Raw genomic sequence first — 23,445 nt, forward strand, 5'->3', positions numbered from 1 at the left:
TGACTGCCCTGTCAGCCCTACGGAATAAATCTCATGAGAGTCGCGCCTTCACGCTGCAAGGCCAACTCATCGCCAGCCAGCGTGATCGACTCGCCTTCGTTCCAAAGCGGCGTCAGGTTTCCGTAAAAGCGCGAGAAGATATGGCCAGATTGGCCGGTCGCGGTCATGAAGCGGGACCGATCCGGATCGCCGAGATCATATAGGGCTCTAAATGTCGGAACGTGTTTCCGCTCGAACGGGCGATCATGGTGCGGCTGCAGAGCACCTCCGCTGTTGAGCGTATACAGGTCCCCGCCACTTCCGACGCCAAGCTCGCTCAATGACCTGAAGATCGGTATCCGCGAGTAGAAGACGTGCGAAAGCGTCGAGATGTGCTCGTCTCCCCACCGCCATTTCGTCAGGTCAGACCCGCGGCGCCTCGAGAGCATCGCCATAGCTTCTTCGAGAGCCCGCGTCAGACATGCACGACATTCCAGATCCGTCTCTTCGCCCGAAGCGCACCATTTGGGATGCTCCAGGATAAGCTTCCTGAGGAGCGAAGCCGCACATGGCCCGACATACTCAAGCTTCACCTTCGCCTTGTCATCGATCAGCATTCGTCGGAGCGCCTGCATCCACCCGTTGAAAATGAGCGGTTCTGCCCAGTCCTTGTGCATCGTGCCGTCCCACTTCGAGAGCAGCGCGAGGGCTTGCCGTCCCAGTGGACTGGACGGGGTTGCTCGAAGCAAAATCGGCAGAAGATCCTGAGCGGCGAGAGATAGAATGTCGGCCTGCATTTCGGCAGATGTTTCCAGCGAGTGCAATCTGATGTTGTCGAAAAACTGCTGGACTCTTTGTGTCCGATACGGCTCTTCCCAATCGCATCCCATAAAGACATCGTGCCCACACCAGGCCGGTCGACCATTCGCATTATGGATATAGCCACAGGCCGGATTGAACGAGTGCGGCATCTGGTCGAACGGAACGTAGCCTGACCAGTCTGCATCACCTGTTGATCCCGCCGCGGGATGCAGGCCATATTCCGACTTGCGCACTGGGACCCGCCCGAGACTCATGACTCCGATATTGCCGGCGACGTCGGCGTAGAACATGTTCTGCGCAGGCGTTTCGTACAGCCGCAGACTATCCTTGAATTCCTCCCAATTCCGCGCCCGATTGAGCTTCAGAAACGCCTCGGCAGTGCGGTCACAATCTCCGAGCCCGCTGAAGGATAGCGCGATGACGCCATCGCTGCCCGCCAGCGCGGCAAGACGCGGGACAGCATCGGATAGCACCGGGCCATGCCGCGACTTGCGGATGGCGAATTTGACGTCGGGCCGACCTCGGACTCGAATCGTCTCTTCATGCCTGTCAAATGCGTGAGAGCCAGCCTGCGCAAGATATTTGGTCGGATCCGACGGATCCAGAGTTTCCACGAACAGATCCTGAACGTCGGACATCGCCGCCGTGGTTCCCCAGGCGATGCTCTCGTTCTGTCCAAGCAGGATCATCGGTACGCCTGGTACTCCGGCTCCCTTCACCCATCCTCCGGGGGTGACGATCCGGCATAAAAACCAGAGCACCGGCGACGACACGTCAAGATGCGGATCGTTCGCGAGGAGCGGATGGCCGCTCGTGGTACGCTCGCCGGCGACGACCCAAGCATTTGAAGCGCCATTGGCCAATCCGAGCAACGCTCCCATCTTGTCTGAAAAGTCGGATTGTCCGCGCGAGCCACCAGACCCACCCGATACCAATGGTCCGGTCTTGCCCCGCATGGGATCCGGATAAAACGGGCCGGCATCGACCGTTCCGATTCTGCTGGTCAACTCGGCTCGATTCAGCTCGGCGAGATAGTTCCGGCTCATTTGCCAAGCCATGAGCTTGCCCCACACGACTGAATCAATGGGAGACCATGGCTCCGGCCGGATTCTCAACCAGACCATCTCAAACGGCAGTTTGCTTCGGTGGGTCGACAAGAATGCATTGACGCCGTCCGCATAGGCCGAAAGCGTGGATTGAGTTTCCGGCGCAAGCGCGGCAAAGCTGGTCTTGGCCAGTTGGTAGAGACCTAGAACACGAATGATTTTGTCTGTGTCGACGAAATCCGCCCCGAAGATTTCGGAAAGTCGCCCCTGTCCAGCACGTCGGTGAATTTCCATCTGAAACAGGCGCTCGCTTGCGTGCAGGTAACCCAGGCACCGCGCGGCATCCTGAAAATTCTCCGAGAAGATATGGGGAACGCCATGCTTGTCGTGATAGATCCTGACCTCGTTCTTCAACCCGGCAAGCCTGCGTTCACCCGATCGCCTTGGCATCGCGCGCACGAAGATCGTCGCAACCAGCGCCAGCCCGAAAAGAAAACACGGCCCAACAACGCATAGCGTCCCTGTCACCACCGCGGCCGTGAAAGCAGGCATCGAAAATGAGTTGTTCAGCACGAACATCAGTCCGAGACGGCCGCCAAGCGCCGCGTCGCCTCCGCGTTCTTCTCTGACGGGGCGATATCGAGGCGAAGGCTCGGATCTCCCATCAGCAGGATCGGCTCATCGCCCAGGCACTCCTCGCGGACCAATCGGACTGATTGTCCGATCGCATAGCCAACCTTGAGAAATTCTGAAATGGCCGCTACGGCAGCTCGGCATATCCTGGCGGGCACGATGAGCAAATGATACGGGCCAATCGCGACGACGGTCATTTCTGGTCCACCGGCGAGGCTCCACAAACCTGGGCCGAGCCCACGACCGCACGCGCCTGTCGGCGCCTCGTACGACACAAGACCCACCGGATGGACCGCGATCGCCACTTGTGTTGGTCCAATGAAGTTCAGATACGAGCCGAGCAACGTCGACGAGAGAGCCGGCAGGTCCGCGGCGGTCAGGAGCCCGATAGCGCATCGGCGTTGCGCTGCCGATAAAACCGCCTTCGACAGTGCCCGATCAGCCGGTCCGATAATGGCAGTCACGCTCGATACGGACGGTGGGCAGAGAGAGGGCAGTTCCCCCCAATCGTTCAACTCGACCAGACGCTTGCAGGTCAGGACAGCGTATAATCGCGCCAAGACCAACGCCTCCGAGTCGACAAGAACCGCCACCAGGGTCTTGGACGAAAACCGAGCATTCAGATGCGCGAACCGACTGCCCGCGGTGATGGTCGTGCGATCCGGGCAGGCAGGGCGAGTGGGAGATGCTGTTGAAGTTGCCGAAAAGAATTCATCGTCATCTGACCGCACCTCGACTGTCCTCAGATGACGCGTAAACGCCTCATCGCGCGGCAGGTCGATCACCCGGTCGGGACGAGCCAGATACGGCAGATGCCCAGGGATCAGATCCTTTTCGAGAAGGGTCTCGAAAGTCACCCCGAATGCCGACGCGGTGTCACACCGATGAAACACGGTGTCGAACACCCATGTCAGATCGCTCTCGGTCCACGGTTCAAAATGAGCCGCCGCGCGTTCTGAAAGACTCTCCTCCGCCGCTGCATTGACACCAATGTCGTAGCGCATCGGTGTCCAGTCGCAGACAAATCCTGGCTTCTTGAACTTTCCTCCGATGGGAACGCACCCCATCGCCTGATACATCATCAGATTTGCGTCGGACGAATCCGCCCTGATTGACCTGATCCCATTTCGCTTCATGAGCAGAATAATGGCTCCGAACAACAGCCGCAGATGCGCTTTCCGGCGGTATTGCGCCGCGAGGCATAGGTAGCTGACATAGTACTCCTGCCAATCTCGGATGTAGGCAAGACGAACAGCACCTATCAAACGGTTGCCCGCAAGCAAAACGACATTCTTCGAATACCAATCGAAAATGACGTCGTGATAGGATCGCTCCTGAATCCCAAGCTCATCACAGAACACCTCGCCCCGCAGAGACCTAAGCGCGGCAAAATCGTCGGGGCGTCCGAAGCGCAGCTTGATATCATTCGTGACGTCGGCCTCGTCCGTCATGACGGAACCCCTGTCGGAAACACCTTGTCGATGTCGACGGAGCCATATTTCTTGTCCGCTACCGCGTCACCGCCGCAGCTTCCGCGCCGCATATCAACCCATGGAAGTGTTGGAAGTTCGCCCCCGCTTCGCTCTACGTAGCCGTAGTGCTTGTAAGACGTGTAGACGCGAAGAAAGTAGATCCAGAATGACGGAACGTTACAAATGAATTTGAACAGACCTATGCGCCGGATCTGCTCGAGTGGAGGTCTCTGGACCTTGAGCAGCATCTTCCCATAGAGATGGCAGAACTCCTTGATATCGAGCCTTGTGGGGAGCACGGCGTGCTGAAAATCGTAGTACGTCGGGTTCTTGTAAATGAGCGCGTCTTCGTTCTTGGCGTAGTCTGTCGTCCCCGGCATCGGCGTCGCTACAGTGATGTTCGGGATATCGACTTTTCGGCTGCGGATGTAGCTCGTCAAGTTTTCGAACTGTTCTCTTTTGTAGTCGACACCGACGATAAACAGGCCTTCGATCAAGACTTCATGCTTCTTGAGAATCTCGATGGCCCTGTCGTTGTGCGCCACGGAGCTGCCCTTTTCCATGGCACCGAGCTCGGAGTCGGAATAGCTCTCCAGACCCATCCGAAGGCGCTTGAGCCCAACCCGCGACCACAGCGCGACCAAGCTCGGGTCTCTGACAATCGCGTCCGCCCGACTGTAGAACAAGTACTCCTTCTTGATGCCCGCCCGAAGGATCGCTTCACCAATGGCGTGCGCCCGGCGCCCGTCCCCGAAGAAGTGGTCGTCTGTAAATATGACATACGGCTCCTCGATCGTCTTGAGGTACTCGACGATGTATTCCGGACTCCACGTTAGATACTTTCCGAGGTTCGGCCGCCACAAGTTGCAGAACGAGCATCTTGCGGGACATCCCATGGACGTCCTCAGGGCAGCAACCGGCTTCCACCAGAGGTGATAGTATCTGCCCTTATACTTGCCGAGGATGCTTCGGTCCGGGAGGGGGAGGCTGTCGAGATCGAAGGACTTCGGAACGACCGCCTTGCCGTTCGAGAAGAATTTGCCGTTGTCCTGCCAGGCAACGCCTGCCAGATCAGCTACGTTACGCTCGCTTTCCCGGCAGCGCAGGATCAGATCCCGGAAAGAGAGATAAGCCTCTCCCATCATGACGTAGTCAATGTTGGGGTCCGCAAAGTCGGACGGACTTAGGCTAGCATGGTGCCCCCCTACCGCAACGATGATCGAAGGGTCGATCTGCTTGACCAGCGCCGCCTGCATCCGCACGAGGTCGACATGCATCGTCCAAGACGTGAATCCGACGAAGTTTGGACGCAGGCGCCTTATCGTCTCGAGCAGGGCCAACGGGCGGCGATCAAGGCGCTGATCCAGCAGAGAAATGTCCACCTCATCCTTGTCCAGCATGGACGCCAGCACTTCGTACTGGATGGGTTCAACAATATAGATCCGGTCGTCTGCCAGATGAATTGGATGATAGTGCTGCGTTACGAACAGGATCTTGTACTTGGAATGCGTCATGTATCCGCCCTCGCCATGCCTGATGCCGCATCGTCACGACGCGCGGTGCGTCCGCCTTTACTCCGCCGGAACCGACCGCTGATTCGTCATGTCTTTCGGATTGACCGCGTCGTCCGTCATGCCAACGATCGGAGATCGCGCGGCCCGTTCATCGTACGGAAGCTCGAGAGACGCCCAGACATCAGAGAGAGCGGCGACCAGCAGGTCGATGTGCACGTCTCGATGGGCCGGTGTCGGAGTCAGACGAAGCCGCTCCGTGCCCTTGCTCACAGTCGGATAATTTATAGGCTGAACATATATCCTGTGTCGTTCCAACAGCATCTGGCTCGCGGCGGTACATTTCTGCGCGTCGCCTACCACGACCGGGATGATATGCGATTCATTGGCCATGACCGGCAGGCGCGCGGCCTGAAGCGCACGCCGGACCCTGCGCGTCACCGCTTGCTGTTGGTCGCGTTCGGCCTTGGACCGGCGCAGATGCCGTACCGCCGCCGTTGCGCTCGCGGCGACGTGTGGCGGTATCGTCGACGTGAAGATGAACGACGGCGCATAGCTTCGGATTGAATCGACGATCGATGCATTTGCGGCGACATAGCCGCCAAGCGATCCGAACCCTTTGGCGAGCGTACCTTGAATGACGTCGATCCGATCTGCGAGGCCGTCTCGATCGCAAATGCCCCCACCTTGAGGTCCATACAGCCCCACGGCATGAACTTCGTCGATGTAGGTCATGGCACCGTACCGTTCAGCGAGAGCAGCGATCCCGCCGATGGGCGCAATACTGCCGCTCATCGAATAGAGACTTTCAAATACGATGAGTTTTGCGCGATTGCGGGGCTCCGCGGCAAGCAGCTGCTCAAGATGCCTCACGTCGTTATGACGCCAGATCTTCTTCTCGCATCTCGAGCGGCTGATACCCTCAATGATCGAGTTATGGTTGTCCGCGTCTGAAAATATCACGCAGTCCGGCAACAGAGTCCCGATGGTGGAGATTGCTGCGAAGTTCGATACCCAGCCTGACGTGAAGACGAGCGCCGCCTCCTTTCCATGCAGACTGGCCAGCTCCTGCTCCAACTCTACGATTTTTTGGTGCGTGCCGGAGATGTTCCTTGTTCCTCCCGCGCCCGTGCCAAAGCTCCGGGACGCTTCCGTGGACGCTTCGATCACATCCGGATGCAGGCCCATGCAGAGATAGTCATTGGAGCACCAGACGGTGACGGGCTGTGGTGCTCGTGTCTCGCCCGGCGGTCGCCAGAGCGCAGTCGGCGCAGTCTCGGGATTGCGCACCAGAGTGGCAAATGTCCGATATCGCCTTTCCTCACGAAGAGCGTCGATCGCCCGGACAAATATGCCTTCATAATTCATCATCGCTGATTCCACTCTATTGAGCGAACACATCGTCGGTGAAGTCGAGGTGGCTTGAGATAGAGCTCCGAGCGGCGGTGGATGACACGGTGATTAGCAGGCAAGCAGCGCCGCGGCGAACGGCACCGACGATGAACGCCGAACAGGCGGCGTGACGTAGGGAGGATATCCGTCGAAGACGCACTCCTTAACTTTGTGACACGATACTGAACGTCAGGGAGCCGCGTCGAACATTCGCAATATCGCGCCGCATCCTGCTTGGCTCTCGCTCACCGACGCCATCCTTTGTGATTTGTCGCCTTCAACGCGAAGCAGAGCGAGCCCAATGCCCTGTCGTCCATAGCTACCGACGACCACCGCGGGCGGCCATATCCGAAAAATACGGTATCGATACTTCCATGGCCCACAGGCACCGTACAGAACGACGGAGGCAGTCGCGACGCGCGCGATGCATAGCCGCACGTCCTCGGGCGGGGGGATCCGCCCTGGCTCTTTCAGCACCGAACTTGAGGTTGCAATGAATCTGTCAGCAAACTGCACGCCCACAGACACCGAGCTGCGCCTAGTTAGTCACATTGGCGGCCTGTCGCAAGCCGCCATCGATCAGCTGTCACAAACGTTCAGGAGCAATCACGTCGCTGTCATCGATCAGCTTCTTCCGAAGGATATGGTCGAAGCGCTCACCAGCGAAGCCAATATCCTGCTCGACCGGGAGTCGAAGCGGCGAAAGCTGACCATCAAGGAAAGCGGCAACACACCAAGAGCCTACAGCAGCGTCGGGCGTGACGCTATTTGTCAACATGACGGGATTATTCCGGCCATCTTCAATAGCGACGCGGTTCTCTCCTTCCTCCGGAAGCTCGCCGGTGAGAACATTGAACGGGTTCCTTACCGACCCGAGGAGTATATCATCAACAGCCAGTGCGAGCCTGGCGACACCCATGGATGGCATTGGGACGATTATGCCTATGCCCTCATTTTTGTCATTGAGGCTCCAGATCCGCTCCTCGGGGGACGCGTCGAGTACCTCTCGAACGTCGAATGGCAGAAAGGCTCGACTGAGCCATACCTCCGGCGGGTCCTGCAAGACAACGTCGTTCGGTCTCTCTACGTCAACAGCGGACATTGCTATTTTATGAAGGCGAATACGACACTGCATCGTGTGGCGCCCCTGACGGGATCTACCAAGAGAACCGTTGTGGTCCTGACGTTTGCGTCGCCGGAAGACATGGTGTCGGATTCCATAACGCACAACTCGATGGAAGACATCTATCCAGACGATACCAGGTCTGATGACGCAACAGTCGAGACGGCTAACGTCGAATGACGGTCGGCGTCGAAGTTGCCGGGCTTGGAACCGCTGCGTGCCTGGCGATCAGTAGCCTCATTGCCGCTGACGTCAGTCGCACCACAGGTGTTTTCGAGTTCACGAAGACGCGAATGATCTTCGCGTCTTTTTTCATGCTACCGGTGCTGTTCATCGCCGATGTTCCGCTTCGCGTGAGTGTCGCGGACGCGCTGACGCTCGCGGCATCGAGCCTCATTGGAATTGTGGTCGGCGACCTGTCTCTCATTGCCGCCATCAGCAAAATAGGGCCGAAGAAGACCAGCATCATATTCTCGTCCAACGTCGTTATCGGCGCCGTGCTGGAGGCTGCCATCTATCACAAGAAGACCACGATAGAGGCGGGAGTTGGTATTCTTCTTGTACTGACTGGGGCGTTGATTGTCATTGCCTTCAGAGGAGGCGCCGGCGCTCCCCTGAATGGACATCTCAACGCCGAACGTCAGAACACGGGCGTCGCATTGGCGGTTCTTGCAGCCGGATGCCAGGCGATCGGCACGCTGATCTCGACTCCCGTCGTAACGGCGGGAACGTCGCCCATCATGGCGACGACAATACGGTTCTGCGCAGCGTCCCTATTGTTTGTCATCATGGGCCGCACCCGCAGCGACGACATCAGGACAGACGCCAGCTCAGCTACCGTTTACGCCAAGATCGTTGTGAGTGCGCTCGTTGGAATGTGCGGCGGCCTGACGCTTCTTATGCTGGCGATCACGAGCGGAAAAATCGCAATATCGATGACATACGCGTCCTCGACGCCGCTGGTGCTCCTGCTTCTGCTCTGGCTTACGCGGGGTGAGAGACCGAATGCAAGTTCGCTCCTGGGCGCAATCACAGCAGTGGCGGGCACCGCTTTACTCATCTTCGAAGGGGCACACCAGCGATGAACGCCTTGCTCGACTATTCGGCTGTTGACGTCGTGTCCCTGCTTAGACGCGGTGACGTGACTCCGCATGATTGCCTTGATGCGGTGGAACAGCGCGTCGGCGAGGTCAACTCGACCGTCAACGCCCTGCCGACGCTCTGCTTCGATAGGGCGCATGATCGTGCATCAAAATTGATGCAGAAGCCTCGCGACGAGCGCGGCCAACTGTCTGGCCTGCCGCTGGTCATCAAGGACCTTCAGAAAGTGTCCGGGGTTCGATCGACGGCCGGATCTCTCATATATAGCGATCATGTTCCAGCCTTCACTGATGCGGTCGTCCAGCACATCGAAGACGAAGGGGGACTTGTATTTGGAAAGTCCAACGTCCCTGAACTCGGCGTTGGATTCAATTCTCTGAATCCGGTCTTTGACCCGTGTTTGAACCCGTGGAACGTCAAATATTCGCCGGGGGGATCATCTTCCGGTTCGGCTGCTGCTCTGGCGTTGAATATGACGTGGCTTGCTCATGGCTCTGACATGGGGGGATCCTTGCGCATTCCCGCGAGCTTTTGTGGCGTTGTTGGGATGAGGCCGTCGCCGGGGCGGGTCGCGATGGCTAACCGCGCATCCGTTGATCAGACGCTAGCCGTCCAAGGCCCCATGGCGCGAAACGTCGTCGATCTTGCAATGTTCCTTGACGCCATGTCGGGCGAGACCCATAGGGATCTGCTTTCCAAACCACGTCCATTGCGGTCGTTTGCCAGCGCGGCTGAAGTCCAGAAGTTGCCGAAGCGAGTCGCCTTCTCTGCTGATCTGAACATCGGCCCTGTGGACCCCGAAGTCGCTTGCATCGTGCAAAATGCCGCGGCGCGACTTCAGGCCAATGGCGTCGTCGTGGATCAGGCGTCTCCGAATCTAGATGGTGTCCAGCGATGTTTTCGAGTGATGCGTGCTTACGTATTGGCGTGCAGCCTTGGTAGCGTCCTGAGGAAGCAGGGTACGCTGGTGAGATCAACCGATATCAGGGAGAACGTGACCGAGGGGCTGAAGCTGACGATCGACCAGATGCTTGAAGCCGAACAGGCGCGGGTTCGCATCGTGCAGCATGTGGCTGATTTCTTCGAAACATATGATCTCTTGATATGTCCGTCGACAATCGTGCCGGCTCATCCGATCGATCAGCCGACCGTAGTTGAATGTGCAGGCCATGTATTCGATGGCTATTTCGACTGGACAGCGTTGACCTACGTTGCGGCCGTGGCCGGTCTTCCTGCGTTGTCGCTGCCTTGCGGTGTGACGCGGTCGGGTCTTCCAGTAGGACTGCAGGTGATCGGGCCGACAAATGGCGACCACGACGTCATTTCCTGTGCGGCCGCCCTGGAGGACATGCTGTCGTTTCACCAACTCGCTCCTGTTCGTGGAAGGTCGGAGGCAATGGCCTTGTCCGAGAACATCCAGAAGCTGGCGTAGCGGGTCGCAGCGACGAGGACGCCCGCTTCGAGACGAAGGAGATGATATGTCATTGCGTGACGCACTGCAGCCAGGCACTCTCGATCAAGCGATACGCATCCGCAGGGCGCTGCATTCGATTCCGGAGTTAGGGTACAAGGAGCTCAAGACGTCGGCGATGGTTGTGGAGTGTCTGCAAGCGCTCGGTGCCGACGAGATACAGACCGGGATCGGCGGAACCGGCGTGGTCGGCATCATTCGCGGCATTAAAGGGACTGGCCCCAGAAAGTATGTGGGGTTGAGGGCAGAGCTGGACGGCCTGGAATTGACGGAGCAGACGGGTCTTGCTTGGCAGTCGCAGAACAGCGGCTGCATGCATGCGTGTGGTCACGACGGCCACATGGCCATTCTGCTCGCTACCGCACGAGAGCTTTCAGCGAACCGTGAGTTTTCCGGAACCGTATGTTGCATCTTCCAGCCCGCTGAGGAGGGGGGAGCGGGTGCAAAAGCGATGATCGAAGATGGATTGCTTGAGAGATTCCCGCTCAGCTCGATCTATGCAATTCATAATGCGCCATGGCTTCCAATCGGAAAGATCGCCATCAATAGCGGGGCGGTGATGGCCGCGGCGGACCGAATCGAAATCTCCGTCCTTGGAGCGGGTGGCCATGGCGGAATTCCCCACCAGACGAGGGATCCGATCGTTGCCACCGCAAACATCATCTCGATGCTGCAAAACGTCGTATCGCGCTATGTGGATCCCGTGGAGGCTGCCGTCATATCTATCGGAGGCATTCACGGCGGAAGCCCTCTCAAGGGCAGCATGATTCCCGATCGGGTCGACTGTGTCGGCACGGTTCGTACATATTGTACGGACGTTCAATCGACTATTGAGAAGAAGATCCGAGATATCGTGGACCACGTCTGCGATGCCCATGATTTGACGGGATTGGTGACCTACAAAAAGCTCTATCCAGCCACGATCAATCATGCGGACCGCGCTGCTCTCGTGACCGGCGTTGCAGACATCTTGCTTGATCAAGACGACATCCTGAGCAACGTTCGTCCGAGCATGGCCGGAGAGGACTTTTCCTTCTTTCTACAAAAGGTCCCGGGGGCGTATTGCTTGATTGGTCAGGGGACGGACAGCGCTGCCAGCCTGCACAGCCCCTCATATGATTTCGACGATCGCAATATCGAGCGTGCCGCGTTGCTGTTGAAGCGCATAGCCCTTAGGGAACTGGCGTCCACTTGATGCTCCTCAAATGGAAAGACAGGGTACTAATGCCTTTTTTTCTGATTCAATTCGTGTTCGAGCTTGACCTCAATAGGCCGCCTGCGGCCGCCGCGCAGAAGAGCGAATACCGCGCAACGACCAAGACAACGACAGAATCCAACGTCGGCACCAAAGTGCAGGCAGATGCCTGTGGGACATTCAACAGGTTGCTAGAGGTCGCGCTGCATGAATATGCTCAGCGGGTCAATGCTGTAACCGCCAAACGGCGGAATTTCGAAGAAGCTGTTCTTTCGATACAATGCTATCGCGGAATGCTGCAGGTACCCGGTTTCCAAACGAATACAAGATAGCCCTGCCCCTCGCGAGGCCTGCACGATCGTATCCAGCAGATCTTGCGCGACCCCCAGCCCCCTATAGGCAGGATCTACATACATGCGTTTCAACTCACCATAGTCAGGTGACAAGACGAGGGCCGTGCAGCCAATCACCCTGTCGTTGATCTGAGCGACGAAGAATAGAGTATCGTCCTTCGCCAACTCATTCACATCGATCAAGTGGTTGCTTTCTTGCGGGTAAAGCGACGCATAATATTCGTCTGCGTCTCTGAGCATACGGACGACATCTGCGTGAAAGGGATTTCCCTTCGCGATCTCGACGCCTCCACCCTGCTTGTTCATCTCCAGCAACTCCATTGCACGCACATCGATGTATGACGATGATATCTTTCATGTCGTAACAAGGATAGCGAACTACACCGAAAAAGATAGAACGGGCACGAAGAATCTAGGCTCTGTTACCAAGATCTCGCCGAGCCAAGGCAGACGACTCGCTCGTCATCGCTCAAGCCCCGGCCCATCACCCGTGAGGCCATAGCCGCTTGCATCTGCGCTTCCCTCAACGTCTTCGATCAGATGGTGCAGGCAGGAAGTATGCCGAAGCCCGCACTCATTGGCGCTCGCCGAAGAGCATGGAACGTCGGAGAGCTTGATTGTGCCAATGATCGGCTGCCTTCGGATGACAGTGATTCTGACAGCGACGAGACGTGGAGTGATGCCGATGCCAAAATCGAAAGGGCATCCCCAATCCAAAGGCTTCTGTAGCGCGCGTCGGCTCGGTTGATTGGCCTTTCCGCGAATATGAGCAGACAAAGGCATATCTCGAAAAGGTCTCGAAGCGCTTGCGACCCGGCTACGAGCACAGCATGCAAGCCATCTGCGACGTGCGCAACAAAGGAGGCGAGCGCATCGGGTGCTCGCCGATCAAGAGTATCACCCCGCGTGCCGCTGATAAGCTCTACGAAATGTTCATCAGGGATGACGCGGGCGAGAGCACACTGTTTCGGCGCGGCGAGAAATTCGTTGGCCTGTGCCGCAGGGCATGGCGCGTGGTTCATCGACTGTACCCGGCCGAATTCGCCAAGGATATCCGGAATCCTTGGCCCGGAGTAACGCCGGTTACGCCAAGCGCACGGCTCCGCGCATCCTTGCGGCAACACGCAAACGACGAGCTCACGTTTTGGCGAACACAACGCAAACAGAGTTTCGGAATGCGGCGTCTGGCGAGGTGCAGAACAACAAAATCGTAAAAATGTAAGATACCGACTGGGCTCCGGAAATCTGGCTGGGGCGGGAGGGATCGAACCTCCGAATGGCGGAATCAAAATCCGCTGCCTTACCGCTTGGCTACGCCCCATCAGGCCCGTCGGATCGGCGCGGCGCGCGGGCGCCATGCGATTCCGGATCGGCGCCCGTGGTCTACAGAGCGCGCCGGCCCATTTCAACCGCTGCGCCGCAGGAAATTTGCGCGGGCTCCGGGTGATCCGCCGCGCTCGCCGATTCGTCAATCTGAACAAGCCTTTACCCTGTCCCGCCGGGTCCGCCGCGGCCGCCCGCCGCAACGGCTTGCGAAAAAGTTGAGACCCGGCCGGTTTCATGGGATGACGGCGGCCAAACCGGCCAATTTCGACCCCCGAGGACACGCCATGACCTATCGCGCCCCGCTCAACGACATGCTGCTCGCCCTCAACCATGGCGCCGGGCTGAAGGCGGCGGTCGAGGCCGGCCATTACGGCGATTTCGACCCCGACATCACCGCCGCCGTGCTCGAGGAAGCCGGCAAGTTCGCCACCGACGTGCTCGCCCCGCTCAACCAGATCGGCGACAGGAACGGCGTCAAGCTCGCCGACAAGAAGGTCACCACCGCGCCGGGCTGGCCGGATGCCTACAAGCGCTGGACCGAGGCCGGCTGGAACGCGGTGTCCGGCCCCGAGGCGCATGGCGGCCAGGGCCTGCCGCTCGCCATCAACGCCGCCTGCACCGAGATCTGGAGCGCGGCCAACGTCGCCTTCGGCCTGTGCCCGCTGCTGACCTTGTCGGCCATCGAGGCGCTCGATGCCCATGGCAGCAAGGAGCTGAAGGACATCTATCTCGGCAAGCTGATCTCCGGCGAATGGACCGGCACGATGCAACTGACCGAGCCGCAGGCCGGCTCCGACGTCGGCGCCTTGCGTACCCGCGCCGAGCGGGCCGCGGACGGCAGCTACCGCATCACCGGAGCCAAGATCTTCATCACCTATGGCGACCACGACATGACCGACAACATCGTGCATTTCGTGCTCGCGCGGCTGCCGGACGCGCCGGCCGGCACCAAGGGCATCTCGCTGTTCCTGATCCCGAAATTCCTCGTCGATGCCGACGGCTCGCTCGGCGCCCGCAACGACATCTACGCCACCGGCGTCGAGCACAAGCTCGGCATGCACGCCTCGCCGACCTGCACCATGACGATGGGCGACAATGGCGGCGCCATCGGCTATCTCATCGGCGAAGAAAACGCCGGCATGCGCTGCATGTTCACGATGATGAACCAGGCGCGGCTCGGAGTCGGCCTCGAAGGCGTCGGCGTCGCCGATCGCGCCTATCAGCAGGCGCTCGCCTACGCGCAGGACCGCCGCCAAGGCCGCGCCGTCGGCAGCAAAGGCACCGGCTCGGACGCGATCATCGCCCATCCCGACGTCAAGCGCATGCTGATGCAGATGCGCGTCCTGACCGCCGCGTCGCGCTCGATCTGCTACGCGACCGCCGTGGCGCTCGACGTCGCCGTGCGCGCCAAGGATCCCGCCGTGCGCGCCGAGGCGGCCGCGCGCGGCGCGCTGCTGACGCCGATCGCCAAGGCGTTCTCCACCGACATCGGCAACGAGGTCGCCTATCTCGGCGTGCAGATCCATGGCGGCATGGGCTTCATCGAGGAGACCGGCGCCGCGCAGCACTATCGCGACGCGCGCATCACCGCGATCTACGAGGGCACCAACGGCATCCAGGCGATCGACCTCGTCACCCGCAAACTGGGTGCGAACGGCGGCGCCTCGGTGTTCAAGCTGCTCGACGAGCTCACCGACATCGTCCGCCGCGTCGAGGCCTCCAACGATCCGGCGTTCGGCACGACAGGCGCCAAGCTGCGCGACGCGCTCGGCGCGCTCGACCGCTCCAGCCGCTGGCTGTTGGAGAAGCTGGCGACAGCCCCGAACGACGCGCTTGCCGGCGCCACGCCGTACTTGCGCCTGTTCGGTTCGGCGCTCGGCGGCTGCATGCTGGCCAACGAGGCGCTCGCCGCGCGCAGCGAGAGCGAGACCGTCGGCGCCCGTCACGTGGCGCTGGCACGGTTCTTCGCCGAGACGTTTGCCGTGCAGGCGCCGTCCCTGGAAAAGACCGTCACCGACGGCGCCGATGCGGTGCTCGGCGCCGAGGCCGTGCTGGTGGCGTGAGTTCGACTCGGTCGTGACAGCGCAGCTTTGACGTCCTTACATCATGGCTGATCACCGGGCTCCCACCCTCCCCTGGAGGGGGAGGGTCGCCTCACGAGGAGCGCAGCGAAACGTGAGGCGGGGTGGGGTGATGTCTCCACACGCACCCGTGCCGGTGGAGACATCACCCCACCCCGCTCGCCCGCTTCGCGCGCGATCGACCCTCCCCCTCCAGGGGAGGGTGAGCACCGGCCATGTAGCATCGTGTGATCCACAATCTCAAACAGCATGTCACGATCAGCTCGGAGCGTAGCTCGGCATGAGCATCCGCGCTCTCGCGACGCGCTCCGCGCCCGAGCTATGAGCTAAATTCCCGCCCTCACCGAGTGGAGGGCGCGAGGAAGGCCGGACCTCGGCTGAGGCCCGTGGCCCGCCTGCAGAAAAAAAGCAGGCGGCAGTCACCACAGGTACAGCCGGACAGACCCGGCCTTCCCCGCGCGATGGTTTTAACGGTCTATAGCGCGCTCTTCCTGGTGCACCGGGCTTTCTGGCCACCATGTCGCGCAATGCGCTCTCGCGCATTACGCTTGATACTAGCGTCGGAGTATCAGAACCACACGCCTTCACCGTCCGCGAGCAGCCGTTCGTCCGTGCCAACAGCACTGCGCCCGCCCGCGTCCACCGCATCCCGCTGCCAACGTCCGTGACGACCGCGAAGCGTCCCCTACCGTGCAACGGGATGGGCGTACCATAATGCTGATTTTGGGAAACGACAAAGCGATTTATGTTTTTCAGAAAACCTTGACACGATCATTTCGGGTCAACGTGATTTGCCCGACAGGCGCGCGCGCCCGCCGAGGCTCCCAATTCAGACCTCGGAGCCGGAAAGGCTCGATGCACCCTGCGGCTCTCCCGCTCATGCTTGACTTTCTCCGCGCGGTACGGACAGTTCCGGCCACCGCTCCCGTCGCGATCGTGATCACGGAATTCGCGCCGCTTCGCGAAGGGATTGGTGAGCCTCTGCATAGTTCATCGTTTTTGATCATGCCCATTCGGAGAACCATATGAAATCGCTCGTTGCCCCACTATTTGCCGTCGCCCTCCTGCTGTCATCTGCGCCGGCGTCGGCGGTCGTCCTCGATCTGTCGACCATGAGCTGCAAGCAGTTCGTCGAAAGCGGCGACGACACCATCAAGATGGTGCTGATCTGGCTGGACGGCTGGTACAAGGGCGATCAGGACGAAGCGCTGTTCGACACCGAGGAGTTCATCGCGAACGCCAAGAAGTTCGGCGCGTACTGCGCCGAGCATCCGACGGTCAGCATCGTGACGGCGGCCGAGAAGATCCTCGGCAAGTAACCGGCGACGCGCACCATCCGTGTCGCGTAGGGCGGGGTGGTGTTAGTGTGACCCGCCTTTCCACCGCGCCGCCAAGGGCGGATGACGCTCCGCTCATCCGCCCTCCTCCGTCGTCTCAAATGCCGAGCCATTCCAGTCCGCCCGGCAGCTCATCCGCGGCAAAATCGACTTGCAGCACGCGGCGATGGCCGGGCTGCACGGATAGTTCCGAGGCGTGCAGGATCGGTGTTGCATACAGCCAGATGTCGCCCGGCTCGGCGTGGCACGCGACGGTGCCGCACCGCGCGACGACGATCGGCACATCGGCTTCCGGGATGCGGCCGAGGCAGTGTGAGCCTGGCGCAATCAGGAGCGGGGCGTTGCCGTCGGGCACGGCGTCGAGGTGGACACGCAAGGTGACCATCCGCGCCAGCACCTCGTAAGGCGGCGCGACGTGCTGCAGGCCGCCCTTGGTGGTCCAGGGACCGAAACCCGAGAGCTCGATGCGCTCGCGCACTACGATGGTCCGGTCCTGATGCCACGGGACCGCCCAATTCATCTGCGGCGTCTTGTCGAAATAGACGGCGCGCACCGGGCGCGCGGCATCGCCGAGAACGGCGGCGGCGGCGCGGCCGACCGGACCGTCATTGGCGAGCAACGGCGTCAGCGCGGCAACACCGTGCAGCCGGGTGCCGGCCTGCGCCGGTGCGTGGCGGGACAGCGCGGCGGCGAGAGCGTGCAAAGCGGACGCATCGAGTGCCGTCGTGACGTGCAGCGCGCCGGCGTCGGTGAACTGCGATTTCTGCTGGGAAGAGAGCGCGAAGGTCATGCGCGCAGGAGACTAGAGTGCGCCGCGGGAGCTTGGCAATCGCTCTTCTTTCCCGCCGCCGAGTTCGCAATCCATGCCCACGATGGACATGAGATGCGAGCGCGATGGGGCCACCGGCGTCAAGCTTCGGTCTTGGTCCGGCATCAGGACGGCGGCGTCCGGACATAATCAGACGCAACTGGCGCCGCCAGTTTCGGGCGGCAGTTGCGTTGAAGAAGCGGGCCGAACGCCCACCGCGCGGCCCGGCTTCCTTCTTCACGCGAGAGTCCCATGTCGATCAGCTCTGTCACAACGCCCGTCGCGGCCACCGCGTCCCAGGCAAGCACCGCCACGCAATCCACCTCGTCCACGTCTCAGACGTCGTCGTCCTCGGCCACCAGCTCCGCCAGCGCCACGTCTGAAAGTTCTTCCGGCAGCGGCGGCTCATCGTCGGGTAAGACCGTGGTCAGCGAGGTCTCGATCACCCTCGACGGGATCACCACGACGACGATCACCTATTCCGACGGCTCGACCGAGGTGACCAAGACTGCCGCTGCCTCGAACGGAAGCGGCAACAACGCGCAGACCTACAATGCGCAGGGCGCGACCAATGGCGCAGCCAGCAGCACGGCTGCGTCGAGCCAAGGCGTGACGGCCTGAGGCTCGTTCGGAATCCCCGCGCCGTCCTACGAGCTGTGGGTCGCGCCGAGCGATGGCGTGGCGCCGATCGCGAGCGTCGCATCCGAACGCGCCGGTTCCGAATGAGGAACTGGACGAGCATTACAACAGCAAAACGCGCTGCGACGCACGCGTCGCGGTGACGCCGTGAAGCAACAGTCCGCGCGCGATGTCATGCGCGGCCCATTGTTAATTTGCCCCGGCGCGCCGAGTCACGCCTGCTGGCAGGCGGCTACGACAATGGGGAGACGACGATGTTGCGAAGCGTGATCGGCGCGGGAGTGCTGGTGCTGGCGATGGGGTCCGAGTTGCAGGCGGCCAACGAAGCAGGTCCGGAGACGCGGATGTCGTGCTCCGAGGTTCGCTACTACGTCGAGAAATATACCGCCGAGGTGGCCGAGATGTATGCGCGCAGCCGGGGCGCCACCGACGCCCAGATCAGCCGGGCCCGGCGCTGCCTATCGCCGGTTCACTTCCGCCGGGCGGAGCGGTCGCACAGCTATACGGAGTGAGACGGCAGCCCATGTTGGCTTGCTCGTTGTTGTCATCGCTCCCTCCACCGTCATTCCGGGGCGCCCGCAGGGCGAGCCCGGAATCCATACTCACGATGGTGGTGAGGTGCGAGCGGCATGTGGCGCGTGCTCGCCTCAAACTGAGGCCTGTGGTTATGGATTCCGGGCTCATTCACGCTGCTTCAAACGGCTGCGCCGTTTGCGCGCGAATGCCCCGGAATGACGACTGGGAGAGAGTTGAGACTCTTAGGGCAGGTTAGCCGCAGGCGTAACCCGCCGTCTTGATTTGGAAGGCGGCGGATGACGCTGCGCTCATCCGCCTACGACTACGCCCTCCTCACGCCTGCTCGATCGCGGCCGGCATCTTCGCCACCGACATCAGCGAGCGCGCGACCTGGTTGAGGAGCTGGTCGGCGTTCTCCTCCTCGGCCAGCGACTTCGACAGCAGCGCGACGACGGCGCTGTGGCGGAGCTGCTGGGCGAGGTTGCGCGCGGTGGTGTAGCCGGAGATCTCGTAATGCTCGACCCGCTGCGCGGCGCCGATCAGTGCGAGGTCGGCGGCGGCATCCTCCTTGTCCTCGCTCTGGGTCATGATCTCCTGGCCTTCCTCGATGAGGCCCATCATGCCCTTGCAGGGTTTTGCGCGCGGCGTCTTCCCAAGAAGCTCGAAGCACTCGTTGATGCGCTCGATCTGCGCTTCCGTCTCGGCCAGATGCTGCTCGAACAATTCGCTCAACTGGTCGAAGCGCGCGGCCTCCGCCATCTTCGGAAGCGCCTTTGTGAGCTGCTTCTCAGCATGCAGGATGTCGCGCAGCTCGTCCATGAGGAGATCGCTGAGGCCGGATTCGTCGGCCGGCGGCGAGCTTTCGGTGACAATCGCAGAGGCTGCTCCGGGCTCGCCGGCCTGGATCGCCGGCGATTCCGTGAACACCCAGTCGCCGCCCTCGTTCCAAGGGCCCCGGGTGTCGATCTCGCCGTGGTCCCCGGCGCCGGTGGAATCGTTGAAGAACTGATCGACCAGGCCCGGCGTCGGCGCGAGGCGGCCGATGCTGAAGGCGGGCTTGCCCATGCTCTCCAGCGCCAGCGCGAACGCCTTCATGTGGGTGATCTCGCGCGTCATCAGGAATTGCAGCGCGTCCTTGGTTCCGGCATCGTCGGTGAAATTGATCAGCCGCTCATAGACGATCTTGGCGCGCGCTTCCGCGGCGATGTTGCTGCGCAGGTCGACGTCGAGCTCGCCGGTGATCTTGAGATAATCGGCGGTCCACGGATTTCCCTGCGAGTTGAACAGGTTGACGCCACCGCCGCCGGCGATCGCAATGAGCGGATCGGCCTCGGCGGCCTCGCGGTCGAACTTGGCGGGCTTCAGGTGCATGCGGGCGAGCGTGCCGACCACCTCGAGATGGCTCAGCTCCTCGGTGCCGATATCCATCAACAGATCCTTGCGGTCGGGATCCTCGCAATTCAGGCCCTGGATCGAGTACTGCATGGCCGCGGCGAGTTCGCCGTTGGCGCCGCCGAACTGCTCGAGCAGCATGTTGCCGAAGCGCGGATCCGGCTCGTCGACACGGACGGTGAACATCAGCTTCTTGACGTGGTGATACATGGAAGGCCTCGGACGTTTGGGCGGGGGACGCATTGTCCGAACGGCGCGGGTACATGGTTGTTCCTTACCTCCGTGCCGGAACCTGCCCGTCAGTGGGAGCTAGATTGGCGCCATATGCACGCTGAGCCACACTGAGCAATCCGCGCGAACCCGCTACGGCCCCCCGTTGCGATCCATGCGGCCGGCTTAAAATGCGGTGACTTTGCGACGACATCCTGTTGGCAGTTGGGCCGCGGCCCTTGCTAAGCTTTTCCCTGCTCGCCTAAGCTGTGGTGCTGGAGAGTGAGATGTTGATGCGGACACCAGCCAGGGAGAAACCCGGTCTCGGCGAGCGACTTCGCCGCGTCATCGGACGGCTTCGCGCGCACGCATCCTCGCTCGCGTCCTCGTCGCTCACGATGACGGCCGCACCGCGACCCTACTCCTATCACTTCGCCGAGGAGCCCGACGACAGCAACATGGACGTCGCGCTCGCGGCGCTGATCGACCAGATCGAGCGGCCGGCGATGACGTCGCCGCCGAAGTTCCCATCTCTGGCGCGCGTCACTGCGTCTCGCCAGGCGCCGCACATCCCGGTCTATGAGCGGCCCCCCTATTTCGGCGTCACGCCGCGTGACATTGCGCCGCGCCCCGTCGAGGTCGAGCCCCGGCGGCTGCCCACCGAAGACACCGTCGAGCGGATCACACCGGAGGAGGAGCTGTCGGAGCTGCGCAAGGAATTCATGAGCGTAATCTCGGCCCGGCTCGGCTCGCCCGAGGATCATCTGGCAACGATCAGGACGCTGCTCAGGTCGGTGAAGTAATGTGGGGCCGCGGCAATATCGGCAGGACGGTCGAGGAACTGACCGACCATCTGCGGCTGGTCGATCACGTGCGCGCGCTGCAGGACGGCCAGAAGGAGATCGCCGAGGCGATCCGCGCCGTGAACAGCCGCCTGACCTCGATCGAGGCCGAGTTCAGGGTGCTGAAAGCGGAGACGCAGCGCGACGCGCTGCGCGAGGTGCAGCACGCCGTGCAAGGCGTTCAGACCTCGATGCATGACGAGTTGACGCGGATGGCGACGCGGCTGGCGGTGCTCGAGCAGGCCTTGCGGCGCGAAGCCGTGCGGCAGCAGGCGCAACCTGCCACACCGCGCGCACCCGGCACGCTGCCGCGCCTGGACGGGGCGCGGTGAGGCGCGGGATGCCGCGCGCGACCGCAAGCCGGGTCAGCGCAGTTTCGCCGTGCGGCCCGCAACGTCGACGATGACGCTGCCGCGCTTGGCATTGTCCTCCGGAACATAGGCTTCGCCGGGCGCGAGCTTGCGCATGTCCTGCGCATCCTTCGGCTTCGGAAAGCCCTTGCCGCACGCGGTGCCGATCGTCTCGCGGTCGGCATAGGTCACGTCGGCGACCACGGTGCCCGGGCGCGGACCGGGCGCCAGCTTCGACAGGTCGAAATATTTGATCGGCTCCGCGCAGGTCACGACATTGGCCATGTCAGCCTCCGTCGTATCCTCGGCCTTCAGCAGAAAGTCGTTGGACATCGTGATGGGCTCGCGGCCGCCCCCGGTGAAGCCGATCCGGGCCACGGCGCTTTCGAGAACGCCCTGCCCCATGTGGCCGACCAGGCAGACCAGCGTATCCACTCCGTCGCTCTTGCCGGCCATCACACATTGGTCCACCCGCATACCGGGCTGGAAGCCACGAAACACGAAGGTCGCGCCGGTCTGCTCGAACAGCACCGAACCGCCGAAATCGTTCGCGCGCGACTCGCATTCGCTTTCATAGGTGACGACCAGCAGCGGATTGCCGGATACGAGGAAGCGACCGAGATGGCGTTGCGGCTTCAGCGTGACATCGCAGCCACGCTCGTCGGCCTCGGGATAGGATTTCGCACGCTTGCACTTGGCGCCCGCGATCGCGCCCGGCGCGCACAACAGCGACAACAGCGCGCGATCATTGGGGGCCGCGCCCGCACGCTCCGTGAACACGGCGCACAGCAGCAACGCCATCAGCACCGAAAAGAACTTCGTCATGTAATCAACCCTGGGGTTCAAGCTGTGACGATCACAGCCTGGCTCCCGACCTCATCCTGCTCCGATGCGACCGCAAACCGGTCATCAACCATGAATGCATGACGCCTTGCCCGCGCGACGGGATGCAACCTTCCCGTGTTTTCGTCGCATGCTCAGCCCTTGGCGCGCTCAGCAGATGATGTAGGCTGAGGCGAGAACAACGACTCGAAACGACCGGTAGCATCGCAGCCGCCGGCGCACGCGCATGAGGGGCCCATGACCGACCATCTGATCGTGACCGACGAGGGCGAGACGCGGACGATCAAGCTCAGGCGCCCGGAGAAGAAGAACGCGATCACCCAGGCCATGTATCTCGGCATGAGCGATGCGATCGACACCGCGCAGAACAATCCGCTGGTGCGATGCATCATCATCACCGGCGGCTCCGGCGTGTTCACGGCCGGCAACGACCTCGAGGACTTCCTGCATGCGGGGGCGGCCGGCAACGACGCCGCGCGCACCTCGGCGGCGACCAAGTTCCTGTATTCGCTGGCGCATAACGTCAAGCCGATCATCGCCGCCGTCGACGGCGTCGCGATCGGCATCGGCACGACGATGCTGTTCCACTGCGACTACGTGCTGGCCTCGACCACGGCGACGTTCTCGACGCCCTTCATCCATCTCGGCCTGGTGCCGGAGGGCGCCTCGAGCCTGCTGATGCCGCAGACGATGGGCTATCAGCGTGCGTTCGCGATGCTGGTCATGGGGCGCACCATGACCGCGGCCGACGCGCAGATCGCGGGCTTTGTCAACACGGTGGTAGCGCCGGGCCATACCGAGGTCGAGGCGCACAAGGTGGCGCGCGACATCTGCCGGCTGCCGGCCGAGGCGGTGGCGATCGGCCGCAGGCTGATCCGCACCGCGCCTGACGAGCTCACGCGCCGGATCGACCAGGAGGCCTATCTGTTCGCCGAGCGCATGACCTCCGAGGAGGCGGTCGGCGCGTTCAAGGCGTTCCTGTCGCGCAAGAAGAAAAAGTGAC

19 protein-coding genes and 1 tRNA gene are annotated in these 23,445 nt (G+C 61.5%); 11 read left to right on the forward strand and 9 right to left on the reverse strand.

Annotated elements, in window-relative coordinates:
- Nucleotides 1-17 precede the first annotated feature (17 nt).
- Genes QW861_RS18425 through hemA form a run of 4 tightly spaced genes read right to left on the reverse strand, consistent with a single transcriptional unit; the run spans nucleotide 18 to nucleotide 6,831 of the window.
- The gene (locus tag QW861_RS18425; RefSeq protein WP_315752037.1) at nucleotides 18-2,426 is read right to left on the reverse strand and encodes a penicillin acylase family protein; all 2,409 of its coding nucleotides are present in this window, start codon (nucleotides 2,424-2,426) and stop codon (nucleotides 18-20) included.
- Nucleotides 2,426-3,931, reverse strand: a complete 1,506-nt coding sequence (locus tag QW861_RS18430) for a hypothetical protein (RefSeq protein ID WP_315752038.1) — start codon at nucleotides 3,929-3,931, stop codon at nucleotides 2,426-2,428. Before QW861_RS18430 ends, QW861_RS18425 begins: the two co-directional genes overlap by 1 nt.
- Entirely contained in the window at nucleotides 3,928-5,466 is a 1,539-nt protein-coding gene (locus tag QW861_RS18435; RefSeq protein ID WP_315752039.1) for a B12-binding domain-containing radical SAM protein, read from the reverse strand. Before QW861_RS18435 ends, QW861_RS18430 begins: the two co-directional genes overlap by 4 nt.
- Before the next feature lie 57 nt (nucleotides 5,467-5,523).
- Nucleotides 5,524-6,831, reverse strand: coding sequence for a 5-aminolevulinate synthase (gene hemA, locus QW861_RS18440; RefSeq protein WP_315752146.1), 1,308 nt, complete (start codon nucleotides 6,829-6,831; stop codon nucleotides 5,524-5,526).
- A 517-nt stretch (nucleotides 6,832-7,348) separates the two neighbouring features.
- Between hemA and QW861_RS18445 the strand changes: the two genes are divergently transcribed.
- From QW861_RS18445 to QW861_RS18460, 4 genes are read left to right on the forward strand one after another with little or no spacing between them, the layout of a single operon-like run.
- Nucleotides 7,349-8,158 (forward strand): hypothetical protein, encoded by an 810-nt coding sequence (locus QW861_RS18445; protein ID WP_315752040.1) that lies wholly within the window; start codon nucleotides 7,349-7,351, stop codon nucleotides 8,156-8,158.
- Entirely contained in the window at nucleotides 8,155-9,063 is a 909-nt protein-coding gene (locus tag QW861_RS18450; protein WP_316193369.1) for a DMT family transporter, read from the forward strand. Before QW861_RS18445 ends, QW861_RS18450 begins: the two co-directional genes overlap by 4 nt.
- Complete coding sequence (locus QW861_RS18455) at nucleotides 9,060-10,511, forward strand: amidase (protein ID WP_315752042.1); 1,452 nt, start codon at nucleotides 9,060-9,062, stop codon at nucleotides 10,509-10,511. The genes QW861_RS18450 and QW861_RS18455 overlap by 4 nt, the downstream gene beginning before the upstream one ends.
- A 46-nt stretch (nucleotides 10,512-10,557) precedes the next feature.
- Complete coding sequence (locus tag QW861_RS18460; protein ID WP_315752043.1) at nucleotides 10,558-11,745, forward strand: amidohydrolase; 1,188 nt, start codon at nucleotides 10,558-10,560, stop codon at nucleotides 11,743-11,745.
- A gap of 191 nt (nucleotides 11,746-11,936) precedes the next feature.
- On the opposite strand, the gene QW861_RS18465 is transcribed toward QW861_RS18460, so the two are convergent.
- Together QW861_RS18465 and QW861_RS18470 are read right to left on the reverse strand one after the other, a co-directional pair.
- Entirely contained in the window at nucleotides 11,937-12,404 is a 468-nt protein-coding gene (locus QW861_RS18465) for a GNAT family N-acetyltransferase (protein ID WP_315752044.1), read from the reverse strand.
- Between the two features lie 940 nt (nucleotides 12,405-13,344).
- Nucleotides 13,345-13,419 (reverse strand) — tRNA-Gln (locus QW861_RS18470).
- Nucleotides 13,420-13,708: 289 nt separating this feature from the next.
- Here QW861_RS18470 and QW861_RS18475 point away from each other — a divergent pair.
- Nucleotides 13,709-15,487 (forward strand): acyl-CoA dehydrogenase, encoded by a 1,779-nt coding sequence (locus tag QW861_RS18475; RefSeq protein WP_315715558.1) that lies wholly within the window; start codon nucleotides 13,709-13,711, stop codon nucleotides 15,485-15,487.
- Nucleotides 15,488-16,530: 1,043 nt separating this feature from the next.
- Nucleotides 16,531-16,824 (forward strand): HdeA/HdeB family chaperone, encoded by a 294-nt coding sequence (locus QW861_RS18480; protein ID WP_315715557.1) that lies wholly within the window; start codon nucleotides 16,531-16,533, stop codon nucleotides 16,822-16,824.
- A 115-nt stretch (nucleotides 16,825-16,939) separates the two neighbouring features.
- Here QW861_RS18480 and QW861_RS18485 read toward each other — a convergent pair whose 3' ends face one another.
- A complete protein-coding gene (locus tag QW861_RS18485) occupies nucleotides 16,940-17,632 on the reverse strand; it encodes a phytanoyl-CoA dioxygenase family protein (RefSeq protein ID WP_315715556.1) in 693 nt (230 codons plus the stop codon).
- Between the two features lie 270 nt (nucleotides 17,633-17,902).
- Between QW861_RS18485 and QW861_RS18490 the strand changes: the two genes are divergently transcribed.
- Together QW861_RS18490 and QW861_RS18495 are read left to right on the forward strand one after the other, a co-directional pair.
- Nucleotides 17,903-18,271, forward strand: a complete 369-nt coding sequence (locus QW861_RS18490; RefSeq protein ID WP_315715555.1) for a hypothetical protein — start codon at nucleotides 17,903-17,905, stop codon at nucleotides 18,269-18,271.
- Between the two features lie 272 nt (nucleotides 18,272-18,543).
- Nucleotides 18,544-18,801, forward strand: coding sequence for a hypothetical protein (locus QW861_RS18495; RefSeq protein ID WP_315715554.1), 258 nt, complete (start codon nucleotides 18,544-18,546; stop codon nucleotides 18,799-18,801).
- A gap of 337 nt (nucleotides 18,802-19,138) precedes the next feature.
- On the opposite strand, the gene QW861_RS18500 is transcribed toward QW861_RS18495, so the two are convergent.
- Nucleotides 19,139-20,407 carry a DUF892 family protein gene (locus QW861_RS18500; protein ID WP_315715553.1) on the reverse strand — a complete coding sequence of 423 codons (1,269 nt, stop codon included), beginning with the start codon at nucleotides 20,405-20,407 and terminating at the stop codon, nucleotides 19,139-19,141.
- 287 nt (nucleotides 20,408-20,694) lie between these two features.
- Between QW861_RS18500 and QW861_RS18505 the strand changes: the two genes are divergently transcribed.
- Both QW861_RS18505 and QW861_RS18510 read left to right on the forward strand, forming a co-directional pair.
- Nucleotides 20,695-21,210, forward strand: coding sequence for a hypothetical protein (locus QW861_RS18505; protein WP_316193370.1), 516 nt, complete (start codon nucleotides 20,695-20,697; stop codon nucleotides 21,208-21,210).
- A complete protein-coding gene (locus QW861_RS18510; RefSeq protein WP_316193371.1) occupies nucleotides 21,210-21,581 on the forward strand; it encodes a hypothetical protein in 372 nt (123 codons plus the stop codon). The genes QW861_RS18505 and QW861_RS18510 overlap by 1 nt, the downstream gene beginning before the upstream one ends.
- A 33-nt stretch (nucleotides 21,582-21,614) precedes the next feature.
- On the opposite strand, the gene QW861_RS18515 is transcribed toward QW861_RS18510, so the two are convergent.
- Nucleotides 21,615-22,424 carry a hypothetical protein gene (locus tag QW861_RS18515; RefSeq protein WP_316164262.1) on the reverse strand — a complete coding sequence of 270 codons (810 nt, stop codon included), beginning with the start codon at nucleotides 22,422-22,424 and terminating at the stop codon, nucleotides 21,615-21,617.
- Nucleotides 22,425-22,679: 255 nt separating this feature from the next.
- On the opposite strand from QW861_RS18515, the gene QW861_RS18520 reads away from it, so the two are divergent.
- Entirely contained in the window at nucleotides 22,680-23,444 is a 765-nt protein-coding gene (locus tag QW861_RS18520; protein WP_316193372.1) for a crotonase/enoyl-CoA hydratase family protein, read from the forward strand.
- Nucleotide 23,445: the final 1 nt, after the last annotated feature.

Origin of the sequence: Bradyrhizobium sp. SZCCHNRI1029 (genome assembly GCF_032487555.1) — a bacterium.
In the GTDB taxonomy this organism is placed as follows: domain Bacteria; phylum Pseudomonadota; class Alphaproteobacteria; order Rhizobiales; family Xanthobacteraceae; genus Bradyrhizobium.